This is a genomic window from Hafnia paralvei (assembly GCF_020150375.1).
In the GTDB taxonomy this organism is placed as follows: domain Bacteria; phylum Pseudomonadota; class Gammaproteobacteria; order Enterobacterales; family Enterobacteriaceae; genus Hafnia; species Hafnia paralvei.
In genome coordinates, this window is the sequence record NZ_CP083737.1 from 3,714,949 (window position 1) to 3,728,625 (window position 13,677).

Annotated in this window: 13 protein-coding genes and 1 tRNA gene; 7 read left to right on the forward strand and 7 right to left on the reverse strand. The window is 48.4% G+C overall.

Annotated elements, in window-relative coordinates:
* Positions 1 to 14: 14 nt before the first annotated feature.
* The 3 genes from queF to xni all read left to right on the forward strand — a co-directional run bounded on the left by queF (position 15) and on the right by xni (position 3,355).
* Positions 15 to 863, forward strand: coding sequence for an NADPH-dependent 7-cyano-7-deazaguanine reductase QueF (gene queF / locus K9N75_RS17420; protein ID WP_174705390.1), 849 nt, complete (start codon positions 15 to 17; stop codon positions 861 to 863).
* Positions 864 to 1,176: 313 nt separating this feature from the next.
* Positions 1,177 to 2,541, forward strand: a complete 1,365-nt coding sequence (gene ppnN / locus K9N75_RS17425; RefSeq protein ID WP_224451944.1) for a nucleotide 5'-monophosphate nucleosidase PpnN — start codon at positions 1,177 to 1,179, stop codon at positions 2,539 to 2,541.
* Positions 2,542 to 2,602: 61 nt separating this feature from the next.
* The gene (gene xni, locus K9N75_RS17430; protein ID WP_061059627.1) at positions 2,603 to 3,355 is read left to right on the forward strand and encodes a flap endonuclease Xni; all 753 of its coding nucleotides are present in this window, start codon (positions 2,603 to 2,605) and stop codon (positions 3,353 to 3,355) included.
* Between the two features lie 97 nt (positions 3,356 to 3,452).
* Here xni and rlmM read toward each other — a convergent pair whose 3' ends face one another.
* The 4 genes from rlmM to K9N75_RS17450 form a co-directional block, all read right to left on the reverse strand.
* The gene (rlmM, locus tag K9N75_RS17435; protein ID WP_004094376.1) at positions 3,453 to 4,598 is read right to left on the reverse strand and encodes a 23S rRNA (cytidine(2498)-2'-O)-methyltransferase RlmM; all 1,146 of its coding nucleotides are present in this window, start codon (positions 4,596 to 4,598) and stop codon (positions 3,453 to 3,455) included.
* Positions 4,591 to 4,986, reverse strand: a complete 396-nt coding sequence (locus K9N75_RS17440) for a DUF423 domain-containing protein (RefSeq protein WP_008814528.1) — start codon at positions 4,984 to 4,986, stop codon at positions 4,591 to 4,593. Before K9N75_RS17440 ends, rlmM begins: the two co-directional genes overlap by 8 nt.
* Positions 4,987 to 5,043: 57 nt before the next feature.
* A complete protein-coding gene (locus K9N75_RS17445; RefSeq protein WP_008814529.1) occupies positions 5,044 to 5,961 on the reverse strand; it encodes a transcriptional regulator GcvA in 918 nt (305 codons plus the stop codon).
* Positions 5,962 to 6,346: 385 nt separating this feature from the next.
* Positions 6,347 to 6,568 (reverse strand): YgdI/YgdR family lipoprotein, encoded by a 222-nt coding sequence (locus tag K9N75_RS17450; RefSeq protein ID WP_004094379.1) that lies wholly within the window; start codon positions 6,566 to 6,568, stop codon positions 6,347 to 6,349.
* Between the two features lie 190 nt (positions 6,569 to 6,758).
* On the opposite strand from K9N75_RS17450, the gene csdA reads away from it, so the two are divergent.
* Positions 6,759 to 7,991 carry a cysteine desulfurase CsdA gene (csdA, locus tag K9N75_RS17455; RefSeq protein WP_224451945.1) on the forward strand — a complete coding sequence of 411 codons (1,233 nt, stop codon included), beginning with the start codon at positions 6,759 to 6,761 and terminating at the stop codon, positions 7,989 to 7,991.
* Positions 7,988 to 8,422 (forward strand): cysteine desulfurase sulfur acceptor subunit CsdE, encoded by a 435-nt coding sequence (csdE, locus tag K9N75_RS17460; protein ID WP_008814531.1) that lies wholly within the window; start codon positions 7,988 to 7,990, stop codon positions 8,420 to 8,422. The genes csdA and csdE overlap by 4 nt, the downstream gene beginning before the upstream one ends.
* On the opposite strand, the gene tcdA is transcribed toward csdE, so the two are convergent.
* Positions 8,417 to 9,229, reverse strand: coding sequence for a tRNA cyclic N6-threonylcarbamoyladenosine(37) synthase TcdA (tcdA, locus tag K9N75_RS17465; RefSeq protein WP_008814532.1), 813 nt, complete (start codon positions 9,227 to 9,229; stop codon positions 8,417 to 8,419). The genes csdE and tcdA overlap by 6 nt on opposite strands.
* 84 nt (positions 9,230 to 9,313) lie before the next feature.
* Complete coding sequence (gene mltA, locus K9N75_RS17470; RefSeq protein ID WP_020303582.1) at positions 9,314 to 10,429, reverse strand: murein transglycosylase A; 1,116 nt, start codon at positions 10,427 to 10,429, stop codon at positions 9,314 to 9,316.
* 215 nt (positions 10,430 to 10,644) lie between these two features.
* Between mltA and K9N75_RS17475 the strand changes: the two genes are divergently transcribed.
* Positions 10,645 to 10,721 (forward strand) — tRNA-Met (locus tag K9N75_RS17475).
* Between the two features lie 141 nt (positions 10,722 to 10,862).
* On the opposite strand, the gene amiC is transcribed toward K9N75_RS17475, so the two are convergent.
* Positions 10,863 to 12,113 (reverse strand): N-acetylmuramoyl-L-alanine amidase AmiC, encoded by a 1,251-nt coding sequence (gene amiC, locus K9N75_RS17480; protein WP_008814534.1) that lies wholly within the window; start codon positions 12,111 to 12,113, stop codon positions 10,863 to 10,865.
* A gap of 233 nt (positions 12,114 to 12,346) precedes the next feature.
* On the opposite strand from amiC, the gene argA reads away from it, so the two are divergent.
* Positions 12,347 to 13,675, forward strand: coding sequence for an amino-acid N-acetyltransferase (gene argA / locus K9N75_RS17485; protein WP_008814535.1), 1,329 nt, complete (start codon positions 12,347 to 12,349; stop codon positions 13,673 to 13,675).
* Positions 13,676 to 13,677: the final 2 nt, after the last annotated feature.

The following is a 13,677-nucleotide window of genomic DNA, read 5'->3' on the forward strand; positions in this document are numbered from 1 at the left end:
CAAACATAGGCCACATAATGTCATACCAAGATCACAAGGCGCTCTCCGGCTTAACCCTTGGCAAAGCAACCGAATACCGCGATCAATACGACGCAACCCTGCTCCAGCCGGTTCCTCGCAGCATGAACCGCGAGCCATTAGGACTTTATCCAGAAACTCTGCCTTTCCGTGGTGGCGATATTTGGACGCTGTATGAGCTGTCATGGCTCAATGCCAAAGGCTTGCCTCAGGTGGCCATTGCCGATGTTGAACTGGATGCCTTCAGCCACAATCTGATTGAATCAAAAAGCTTTAAGCTTTACCTCAACAGCTTCAACCAGACGCGCTTTGCAGACTGGAATGAAGTACAAACCACGTTACAGCGCGATCTGGCACACTGTGCACAGGGCAACGTTAGCGTACAGTTAATGTCGCTTGATAGCGTTGAAGGCCAAGCCATCGCATCATTTGACGGCGAATGTATTGATCATCAAGATATTGAAATCACCCACTACGAATTTAACGCTGAACTCCTTAAAAACGCCGCCAACAAGCAGGCTATCGTTGAAGAAACATTGGTGAGCCACCTGTTAAAATCCAACTGCCTTATTACTCATCAGCCTGATTGGGGCTCCGTGATGATTCAGTATCGTGGTCCAAAAATCGATCGCGAAGCATTACTACGCTATTTGGTGTCATTTCGTCATCACAACGAATTTCATGAACAGTGTGTTGAACGCATTTTCTGTGATATTCAGCGCTTCTGTCAGCCAGAAACGCTCAGCGTATATGCCCGCTATACCCGTCGCGGTGGCCTAGATATCAATCCTTGGCGCACAAATACTCCGTTCGTTGCACCAAAAGGCCGACTGGTTCGCCAATAAGCTTCGCAAAAATCGCAGAAGCTTACCGACTCTTACGTAAGAGTATTGGCAAAATCCAAAAGACAACGGTAAGGTGATTGAGGGGCGCAAAACGCGTTGTACCACAATAAACTACTGATGAATCAAGATACCTGCTTGGTTGATACGCTAGTTTTACGCCAGCTTTGAAGAATAATGTAAAAGGTAAAGTAGCTCATTAATTCCATTGCAAAACGTGTCAGGAACAACGGAAATCAACGGCCTCGCCACTGAACAGGCATGCTAATCCTGATACAAACGCGGTAACCGCATCGGTAGATGTATAGGAGTGACTTTGATTACACATATCAGCCCACTTGGGTCTATGGATTTGTTGTCGCAGCTTGAAGTTGACATGCTAAAGCGTACAGCAAGCAGCGATTTATACCGTCTATTCCGCAACTGCTCCCTCGCCGTTCTTAACTCTGGCGCACAAACCGATAACAGCACCGAGCTTCTATCGCGATTTGAAAGTTTTGATATCAACGTATTACAACGCGAACGTGGCGTAAAATTGGAGCTGGTCAATCCACCTGAAGATGCTTTTGTTGATGGACAAATCATCCGCTCTCTACAGGCCAATCTGTTTGCCGTCCTGCGAGATATTTTGTTCGTTAACGGACAGATGAGCAGTAATGGCCGCTACCCACATCTCGATAGTAAAAATCCAGTTCATATTACGAACATGGTGTTCTCTATCTTGCGCAACGCCCGAGCGCTTCATGTGGGTGAAGAACCCAATATGATTGTGTGCTGGGGCGGACACTCGATTAACGAAATCGAGTATCTCTATGCTCGTAAAGTCGGCAATCAACTGGGACTGCGTGAATTAAACATCTGTACAGGCTGTGGGCCAGGCGCCATGGAAGCGCCAATGAAAGGCGCCGCCGTGGGTCACGCGCAGCAACGCTACAGAGATAGTCGCTTTATCGGTATGACAGAGCCATCCATCATCGCGGCTGAGCCACCAAATCCTTTGGTGAATGAACTGGTGATCATGCCAGATATCGAAAAACGTCTAGAAGCCTTTGTTCGCTTTGGTCATGGGATCATCATCTTCCCTGGCGGCGTAGGTACTGCGGAAGAATTACTCTATCTGCTCGGCATTTTGATGAATCCGGAGAACAAAGATCAGGTATTGCCGCTGATCCTGACCGGCCCAAAAGAGAGTGAAGATTACTTCCGCGTACTGGATGAATTCATCATGAGCACGCTAGGCGAAACTGCGCGTAAGCATTACACCATTATCATCGACGATCCGGCTGAAGTCGCCCGCCAGATGAAACGTGCGATGCCGAAGGTGAAGGAGAATCGTCGTCAAACCGGAGACTTCTACAGCTTCAACTGGTCGATAAAGATTGCTCCAGACTTACAGCTACCGTTTGAGCCAACGCACGCGAATATGGCCGATCTCAATCTGTATCCAGATCAACCTCCAGAGCAGCTAGCCGCATCGTTACGTCGAGCATTCTCAGGGATTGTGGCGGGTAATGTGAAAGAAATAGGCATCGCCGAAATTGAAAAACATGGCCCGTTTAAAATCCACGGTGACGCTAAGATGATGCAGCACATGGATCATCTGCTACAAGGCTTTGTCGCGCAGCATCGTATGAAACTGCCGGGAACCGCCTATGTATCTTGTTATGAGATTATCAAATAATCATCATTAACACTCTGGGCGGTGGAATGCCGCCCATTTTCTCTGTTCATCAGTAATTACCATGCAAATACACCTTCTGATCGTTGATGCCTTAAATCTCATTCGCCGCATTCATGCCGTTCAAGGCTCCCCCTGCGTTGTTGCCTGCCAGCACGCGTTACAGCAGCTATTGGCTCATAGCCAACCAACACATGCCGTAGCGGTTTTCGATGAGGACGATCGGGATAACAGTTGGCGTCATCAGGCATTACCCGATTACAAAGCGGGCCGCAGTGCTATGCCTGAAAACCTCGCAACGGAAATGCCAGCCATCCGTGAGGCCTTCGCTAAACTTGGCGTGCAGAGTTGGCACTCGGCTGGTAACGAAGCTGACGATCTCGCGGCGACTTTGGCCCATAAAATCGCGTTAACAGGGCATCAGGTCACTATCGTTTCGACGGATAAAGGTTATTGCCAATTGTTAGCGCCTACGATTCAAATCCGCGACTATTTTCAAAAACGCTGGCTCGATTTACCTTTCGTAAAAAAAGAGTTTGGCGTGGAACCCGAGCAGCTTACAGACTATTGGGGGCTAGCAGGGATCGGCAGCAGCAAGATATCAGGAATACCCGGTATAGGCCCTAAAGCAGCGGCTACGCTACTTAATGAGTTTGGTTCACTCTCTGCGATTTTTGAACAGATTGAAAACGTGCCAAGTAAATGGCGAAAAAAGCTGGAAGAACATCGCGAACAAGCCGAACTTTGCAAGAAAGTGGCCACGTTGCAAACTAACCTCACCATCAGCGGCAATTTGCAGCAACTGAGATTACCTTAAGTTATCACCTGCACATAAAGCAGTAGTTTTCAGCTCACCGAGCAAAAAGGAGCCTTTCGGCTCCTTTCGTGTATCAAAGAAATGCTGGATATATCACTTAACCGTTATGGCTATTCTTAAGCTGCATACGACGATTAAGTTCACGCTCATCCCGACGACCAGGAATGGCGCCCCAAATTCGGCGCACGTGTACCGTAATTTCTTCGCGATCATGATAGAGCTGCTTCGCTGCAATTTGCGCATTAATGCCATTATCTTTTAGCGTTTGCGCAAGTATCGCCAGATTTTGGCTCACTTCTTCATAACGCTTCTTCATAGGCAATTTAAGATTGAAGATCGCCTCACGGCACCAACCATTAACCAGCCAGTGCGCCATTAAGTTAGAAACCTTCGCGGGTTTCTCAACCATGTCACAGACCAGCCAATCAACGCCATTAGTGTGCGGTGGTTCGAATTTAAAACCATCGGCTTTATGATGTGTCACTTGACCGGTATCCATCAAGCTAGGTGCCATTGGGCCGTTATCCACAGAATGCACCCACATGCTGCGTTTCACTAGCTGATAGGTCCAGCCCCCTGGACAGGCGCCCAAATCGACGGCTTTCATGCCTCCAGCTAGCCGCTCATCCCACTCATCGTGTGGAATAAATACGTGCAGCGCTTCTTCCAGCTTAAGCGTAGAACGGCTCGGCGCATCAGAAGGGAATTTCAAACGAGGAATTCCCATATAGAACGGCGAATTGTTGTTACTGTAGGAATACCCCACATAGCAACAGCCTGGCGCAATAAAGAACACATGTACCACAGGGCGATGCGCGTTTTCATTCTTTAGTAAGATCTTTTGCTCACGCAGCGCAGCACGCAGCGGAACCGTAAACTTACGGCAGAACTTCATCAGCTCTTTACTTTCGTTGGTATCAGGCACTTCTACGCGCAGTTCGCCCGCACCTTCAACCACATTCATCAGCATGCCAACAATCGGCGACACGCGGTCATCGGTTGGCAGATCTTTCAGCAGTTCGCCCACGACAATCATCTGGCGAGCAAAAATCAGCTCGCGAAAAGGCAGATTCTTAGCAAGCTTATCGGCATCTTCGTGCTGATAGCATTCAAAAGTTACGTAACCACTATTCTCTTTAACTCTTGGAAAACCAAAAACTTCCAGAGCTGCAGCCTTCTCGGTAATTTCTGCTGCACATTCTTTTTCGAATCCTGGGCGGCAATATAAAGCTAATTTATTCATGGCGTTCCGCCCTTTTCCTCATGCGTAGAGCCCCAACAAGCATCAAGGCCCAACCGACTAAAAAGCAAACGCCGCCGATAGGCGTGATATACACCCACAATTTAAGATGCGACAGCGCAAGACAATAAAGACTTCCACAAAACAACACAGTGCCCAATGCTAATAAAGCGCTGCTCCAATAAAACCATAGGTTCTTACGACGCTGCATTAAGGCTGCCAACCCAAGAATTGCCAACGTGTGAATCCCCTGATACTGCAATCCTGTATGCAGCCAATCCATTTCTGCCACGCCTAAGGTGCGGCTCAATACATGAGCGCCAAATGCCCCAAGTGCGACAAAAACAAAACCGCTAATCGCGGCAAAAATCATCATTGAACGACTACTCATCCCGATTACCTTACATTAAGCCGCTGTACGCTGCTTTTAACTGCCTGCAAAAAATAACTAAGATTCATAACGAAAACGGAATTTTTCCTGCTCGCTGGCAGCACGAGCAAGGATCCATTGACGGAAGGCCGCAATTTTGCCGAGCTCCGCCTGACTATCCTGACAAACCAAATAGAACGAATTTTTGCTAATTAATACATCGTTAAATGGACAAACCAACCGGCCTGCCTCAATTTCAGTCTGTGCCATCACGTTATTGACCAACGCAATACCTTGGCCATGCACCGCAGCCTGAACGACCATAGCACTGTGGCTAAAGATCGGGCCTTGCTGAACATTAATATGCTGTAGCCCTAATTGACGGGTGTAAGCCAACCAGTCTCGACGTGACGTATCATGCAGAAGTGTATGATAAGCCATATCGGCCGGATCTTTTAGCGGATGTTCGCTCAATAATAACTGTGGTGAACAAACTGGGAGCAAATATTCAGCATAGAGACGCTCTACGCGCAGCCCTGGCCAATGCCCGCGGCCATAAAAAATCGCGACATCGACGTCGTCAGCCAATTTACCTTCTTCACGATCTACAGCTTGAATACGCACGTCGATACCAGGATACGCCGTATTAAAACCTGAAAGGCGTGGCACAAGCCACTGAATAGCGAAGCTTGGCGGCAAGCTGACTGTCAATGCGCCTTTTGCACTGCGTGCCTGTAGTTTGCGCGTGGCTTCGTTAAGAGATGAGAAAATTTCTTTGATATCGAGGTAATAACTTTGGCCCTCTTCCGTTAGCAGTAACGAACGATTACGCCGGCGAAATAGCTTCAGCCCAAGGAAATCTTCCAATGATTTTATCTGATGACTGACCGCCGCCTGAGTAACAAACAGCTCCTCTGCAGCCTTGGTAAAGCTGAGATGTCGGGCTGCCGCATCAAACACGCGCAGTGAGTTTAGTGGTGGTAATCGTTTAGACATGGCTGGCCACTTTTTATCAAACGGTTGCAGATAATTAACCGTTTATTTACCCATTAGTTTTTTTTATCCGAGCCATTATAAATTGTCCGTTGAGGATAGGCCAGCAAATACCTATAGTGGCGCCACTTCCCGAGCCGGAACGAAAAAGTGTTTGTGGATTGAGTTCCTGAATGCTTTTGGCTTTGTGGTTGTGATGTTGTGTTTGCAAGTTGTCTGACGATTTCAGACATAGTAGCTCTGCTACTCTTTTTTTCACTTCCTGTACATTTACCCTGTCTGTCCATAGTGATTAGTAGCACCGCAAATTGCGGTGCTTTTTTTTAGCAAAAACGCCAGCCAAGGCCAGCGTTTTTTCGTGCTACGACGTTGATTTAGATAAATTTAATTAGTTACTCTCAGTCATTTCTTTTACGTCGTTACGGTTAATTTGCTGCTGATTGCCGTTAGCATCTTTGTAGCTAATCATTCCGGTTTCGTTATCCACCTGAGGTTTACCATCGCTCACAATGGTGCGACCATCGTTGGTGTGCATGACATAATTGCTTGAACACCCAGCCAGTACGAAGGTAAACATCACGGCGGATAAAACAGCACCTAATTTCTTCATGATTTACTCCTTGCAGTTTAAAATGCGCTACTAACGCTCTTTTTATCTCCGGCACATTCATTTGCCAGTAGTTAAAAGCATAACAAGCTATTTCAGCTTTGCCAGAAAACTGTCGGATTATTCAGATTAATCTTGCTGTACCATCATCTGGCTCAATAACAAAGCGGCCTGCAACGAGGAATTATTCCGCATGACATCCTTCGATTATTTAGCCTTTCGCGGCCACTTTCCTGCTCTCGCCACCAGCGATAGCCAGCAACACGCGGTGTATCTCGATAGCGCCGCCACCGCTCTCAAGCCTCAGGCGTTGATAAACGCGAGTCAGGACTATTACGCTGGTAGTGCCGCTACCGTTCACCGCAGCCAGCATCAAGCGGCTCTCAGACTGACTCAGCGCTATGAGTCAGCACGTCAGTACGTTGCCGAACTACTACATGCGCCAAGTGCCAATGACATCGTCTGGACCAAAGGTACCACCGAGGCGATTAATTTGGTGGCGCAGAGTTACCTACGCCCAATTCTACGCGCCGGTGACGAAATTTTGGTGAGCGAAGCTGAGCACCACGCGAATCTGATCCCCTGGCTGATGGTGGCTGAACAGTGCGATGCCAACGTCATCAAACTTCCCGTTAATGCGCAGGGTTTGCCGGACTTAAGCCTGTTACCCGCACTGCTTTCACCTCGCACGAAGCTAATGGCCTTAGGGCAAATGTCGAACGTTACCGGCGGCTGCCCCGATCTTGCCTATGCGTTACAGCTCGCCCATCAGAATGGTACGCCGGTGATGATCGATGGAGCTCAAGGGGTGGTTCATCACCCACTGAACGTCAGCGAACTCGATGTTGATTTCTATGCTTTTTCTGCTCATAAAATGTATGGCCCGACGGGCGTCGGCGTGTTGTACGGAAAAACGGTATATCTCGAGCAGATGCACGCATGGCAAGGTGGCGGAAAAATGCTAACTAAAGCCGGATTTGAGGGCTTTACAGAGCAAAGAATTCCACACCGTTTCGAAGCAGGAACGCCAAATATCGCCGGAGTTATCGGATTTTCAGCGGTATTAGAGTGGCTACAGCAGTTTGATTTAAACGCCGCAGAAACCTACAGCGTAGCGCTAGCAGAAGACGCTGAACGGCAGCTTAGGCAGATAACCGGTTTTACCAGCTACCGCGCCCCAAATTCTGCGCTGCTCGCTTTCAATATTGAGGGAGTTCATCACAGCGATTTGGTCACGTTAGTGGCAGAGCAAGGTATCGCTCTTCGTGCAGGCCAGCACTGCGCTCAACCATTGATTCAAGCATTAGGCATCACGGGTTCCCTGCGCGCCTCGTTTGCGCCTTATAATCGGCCAGAAGACGTTACTGCATTAGTAAAAGCGGTAAACTACGCACTATCTATCTTGAACGACGAGGATCTCGCATGATCGCCCCACACTCTTTTGGCCGCATATTGACCCCAGATATGTTAATCGCACGTTTTGATGCGCTGAAGCTGTGGGAAGAACGCTACCGCCAAATCATTCTGCTGGCACGGGAATTACCACCACTGCCGCCAGAGTTGAAGCAACAAAAGACCGAACTAGCCGGCTGTGAAAATCAGGTATGGTTGGGCGGAGAGTTGCTTGAGGATGGGACGATGCACTACTACGGCGATAGCGATGGCCGAATTGTGAAAGGCCTGTTGGCTATTTTACTGACCGGCGCTGAAGGCAAAACGCCACAGCAAATCATAGACAACGATCCGCTGACGCTATTCCAACAGCTTAATATTTTGGAACAGCTGAGCTCATCACGCGCCAGCGGTTTAAATTCGCTGGCAGCGGGTATCAAAAGTATCGCGAAAAACTATCTATAACGCGGCCTCACGCTCGGCTTTCGCTAACATCTTCTTAATCGCATGCGCGACGGCAACAAAACCAAACGTTGCCGTCACCATCGTGACCGAACCAAAACCTGAAGCACAATCCATCCGTTTTGGCCCTTCAGCCGTGCTACGCGAAGCACATACGCTTCCGTCAGGCTGTGGGTATACCAGCGGTTCCGTCGAAAATACGCAGTCAATTCCCAGCTTTCCTTTGCTGTTTTTCACCACGTTGAAATCATTCTTCAAGCGTTCACGCAGTTTAGCTGCCAAAGGATCCTGAATCGTTTTGGCAAGATCGGCAACTTCAATCCGCGTAGGATCAATCTGTCCACCTGCACCGCCGGTGGTGACTATCGGGATCTTAAATCGGCGGCAATAGGCCAAAAGAGCAGCTTTAGGACGTACGCTATCAATAGCATCAATGACATAGCTAAAACGACTATCAATCAGTTGATCAACATTATCTGGTGTAATGAAATCGTCGATACAGGTCACTTGGCACTCTGGGTTAATTTCTCGAATGCGCGCAGCCACCACTTCCGTTTTCGCCTGCCCAACATTGCTACGTAAAGCGTGGATCTGCCGATTGGTATTCGTCACGCAGACATCGTCCATATCGATCAACGTAATAGCACCAATCCCTGTGCGCGCTAACGCCTCTGCCGCCCACGATCCCACGCCACCAATACCGATAACGCATACGTGCGCCTGAGAGAAAACCCCCAACGCATGCTGGCCATATAGACGAGCGATACCGCTAAAGCGCTGCAGATAAGCGTCGGAAAAAGATGCTGTCATTGGATTTATTACCTTAGAAATTCTTGATCCCCCCTCTTTCTCGTTATCAGAGAAAGAGGGGGGTCATTACGATAGATGATTTTATTACCGATTATACGCGCTGAACAGCGGTCCACCGCTTTGTGGCGTTTTCAGCACCCAGACACGGCCATAGTGATTATAGAAACCAGCCGCATGGCCTGCTTCTGGTCCAATACCTTGATAGATATCGAAGTGTTGTCCTTTGATCGCCCCGCCCACGTCCAGAGCCACCATCAAACGCATTTCATACTTTCCGGTAAATTTGCCTTGGTTATCCAATAGTGGCACTTCTGCCAGCAACGTAGACCCTGCCGGAATAAGCGAACGATCGGAAGCCACGGAGGCCTTAGCGACTAAAGGCACACCGCTCGCCCCTTTCACTGGCGCATACATTTCTGGCTTAAAGAACACGAAAGAAGGATTCTGTTCCAGCAGCTCACGAACCTCAGCCGCAGAATGATTATCAGCCCATTTACGAATTGCCTGCATCGACATCTCTTCGCGTGCAACTTCGCCACGGTCAATCAACACCTTCCCAATACTGCGATAGGCATGGCCGTTTTTGCCGGAATAACCAAAGAAAGTTAACGGACGGCCATCGCCGTAATCCACATAACCGCTCCCCTGCACTTCCATCATGAAATTATCCATAATCGAATTGCTATAACCGATTTCAAGATTTCGGTTATCTAATGCGCCGGAATAAATAGCAGAGCGCTCCGGTAAACGGCGGTTCTTACCTTTGCTCGGCATACGATAGAGCGGATACTGGAACTCGCCCTGACGCGTGTAGCGCGCTTCAATCACCGGCGTGTAATAGCCCGTGAACTGCACGTTACCAAAATTATCCATACCTTCCATCTGGTAGGCGTTCAACCCAAACTGGGAAAGCTGACGTGTATCGGCTCCCGCACGTAGCCAGTTAGTGACCGCTTGGAAAGTATCGTTGTTTCTATTATAGAGAGAAGGCGAAGCACGCTGGATTGCGGTGAGCTGATCGGAGAAATCCTTTCCGTTAACCGGTTTTCCTTTTGCGTTCGGCCTATTAACGAGCTCCAACGGATCGTTAATCTTCCCATCCTTATATTGCTGGCCTTTATCCGTTGGACGGGACGAACACCCCGCCAGCAACGCAACCAACAGTCCACCAACTACATATTGTCCCCAACGACCTTTCATCTCACGCTCTCTAGAAACCAAATAACCACCGCCGCACGATAACAAACCCGCCGCACGAAAGGAATTCTCCCCACTAAAAAAACGAGAAGTCGGCAATATCGATTAAAAATAGCCCTGCATGATTAAAAAACATGCATCAAATTGATAAATGAGTGATGTTTGTCAAAAAATTCTTGCATCAAATTCTATCGAGTGTATAGTTCGCCCTCATCGGACGCGGGGTGGAGCAGCCCGGTAGCTCGTCGGGCTCATAACCCGAAGGTCGTCAGTTCAAATCTGGCCCCCGCAACCAATTTTCATACTGAAGTAAATCAACACCTTAACGGGTGTTTTTTTATATCTAAAATTTGAGTAGTCAGCACTCCAATCTCGCTAGCATCGTGTACATTTCGCCGTAATATCAGACGAACGCCCCCCTACCAATAGCGAACATCTATCTCCTCGCCAACTCTCCACCATTGGCAAAATAAGCTTTAATGCCTGCCAAAATAGACTCTGCAACCTGTTGTTGGAACGCGCTAGTACGTAGCTTCCGCTCCTCCTCAACGTTACTGATAAATGCGGTTTCTACCAAGATAGAAGGGATATCCGGAGCCTTAAGCACTGCAAATCCAGCCTGTTCAACGCTGTTTTTATGCAGTTTGTTCACTCGTCCCATATTCTTGAGCACTTCTTTGCCGAACTTCAGACTGTCGTTGACCGTGGCTGTCTGCATCAAATCAAAAATAGTATGGTCAAGATACTGATCGCCACTGCGGCTTACACCACCAATTTCATCTGATTCGTTCTGCGTCTGCGCCAAGAATTTAGCGGCTGCGCTGGTCGCACCTTTGGTTGAAAGTGCAAACACCGACGAGCCACGCACCGAACGGCTAGTAAAAGCGTCTGCATGAATCGAAATGAACAAATCTGCGCGCTGTTTACGCGCTTTAGCCACGCGTACTTTAAGTGGGATAAACACATCTTCGTTACGCGTCATATAGACACGCATATTCGGCTGTTTCTTAATTAGCGCACTCAACCGGCGCGCAATTTTCAGCACAATATCTTTTTCGCGAGTTTTGTTTTTACCAATTGCACCGGGATCCTCACCACCGTGACCAGGATCTAGCATGATAACAATCGGTCTATCGCGCCCTGCTTTCCCTTTCTGTGGCCCCTCTGGCGGCAGGCTCTTGCCTAAATCACCTTTGTTATAATCTTCCAACAATGCGAGCAAAGGATCTGATTCTTCTGCCGCAGAACCTTTAGCTGGATAGAGATCAACAACTAAGCGATTGTTAAACTCAGCAAAAGGCGCAAGGGTAAACAGCTTAGGGCTGATTTCCTGCTTAAGTTCTAAAACCAGACGCACAGTATTTTTGTCAAACTGCCCTACGCGAGCCGTTTTCAAATAGGGATCGCCCGACTGTACCTGATGACTAATCCCTTTCAATACGCTATTAAGGTGAACACCTTCGATATCCACCACGATGCGATTAGGGTTAGTTAATGCAAACTGTTTATATTTCAGTGGAATTTTCGATTCCAACGTCACTCGAGTATAAGTTGACGATGGCCATACCCTCACAGCAATCACCTGTGCAGACGCAGCAAAACCTACCCGGCTTACGCTCAAAAACCAGGTAGCTGCAGCACCCTGCAACAAACGACGACGAGTCAGATTATGGTTCGAGTTTGTCATGCAATCCCAAATAAAATAGCCAAAAACAGCGGAGTAGAACGCTCCCGCACAAATTTTAGGGCAAAACTTTATCGAATCAGAGGGGAACTGTCATTAGAAAATGCTTAACGGAGTTTTACAGATGACGACGGTAATCTCGTTCATCACTTGAATTTACATAAAATTCACACTTGCCTTTATTCGCAATAAAGAATAAAAATACAGTTTTAGCGAATAAAAATTCAGAGGGTTTCATGAAGGAGCGCAGCACCGAACTGGTTCAGGGTTTTCGTCACTCAGTACCCTATATCAATACTCATCGCGGCAAGACATTCGTCATCATGCTAGGTGGAGAGGCGATTGAGCATGAAAACTTTGCCAATATCGTTAATGATATTGGGCTATTGCACAGCTTGGGTATCCGGCTCGTGGTTGTGTATGGCGCTCGCCCGCAGATCGATAGCAATCTGAATGAACACCATCATGAGCCTGTTTATCACAAACACACTCGAGTGACAGATTCGCGAACGTTGGAACTGGTTAAACAGGCAGCAGGTCAGTTGCAACTGGATATTACAGCGCGTCTGTCGATGAGTCTCAACAACACGCCACTGCAAGGCGCCCATATCAATGTGGTCAGCGGAAACTTCATTATTGCTCAGCCGCTTGGCGTGGATGATGGCGTAGACTATTGCCACAGCGGGCGTATTCGCCGGATCGATGAAGAAGCTATCCATCGTCAACTCGACAACGGTGCCATCGTGTTAATGGGGCCCGTAGCCGTTTCAGTTACCGGCGAAAGCTTCAACCTGACCTCAGAAGAGGTCGCCACTCAGCTCGCCATAAAGCTGAAAGCGGAAAAGCTCATTGGCTTTTGCTCTTCTCAGGGCGTGATCGACGAAGATGGCAGCATCATGTCAGAATTGCTGCCTAACGAAGCGCAAACACGCATCGAAAAACTGGAAGCGTCTGGCGATTATAACTCCGGCACCGTCCGTTTTCTGCGCGGTGCGGTTAAAGCCTGCCGTAGCGGAGTCGGTCGCAGTCATCTGATTAGTTATCAGGAAGATGGCGCTTTAGTGCAAGAGCTGTTCTCGCGTGACGGCATCGGCACACAGATCGTCATGGAAAGCGCAGAGCAAATTCGCCGTGCTAATATCAACGATATCGGTGGCATTTTAGAACTCATCCGCCCGCTTGAGCAGCAAGGCATTTTGGTACGCCGCTCGCGCGAGCAGTTAGAGCGTGAAATCGATCAGTTCACGATCATTGAACGAGACAATCTCACCATTGCCTGCGCTGCACTCTATCCCTTCCCAGAAGAACGTATTGGTGAAATGGCATGTGTCGCCGTTCATCCTGACTATCGCAGTTCATCGCGAGGCGAAGCGCTACTTAAACGCGTCGCAGCGCAGGCACGGCAGATGGGACTGGAGAAACTCTTTGTGCTGACCACCCGCAGCATTCATTGGTTTCAGGAACGAGGCTTTACGCCTGCCGAAGTTGATGTTTTGCCACTACAAAAGCAAGAACTCTACAACTACCAGCGCCGCTCTAAGATCTTGCTCGCCGATCTATCCTAAAA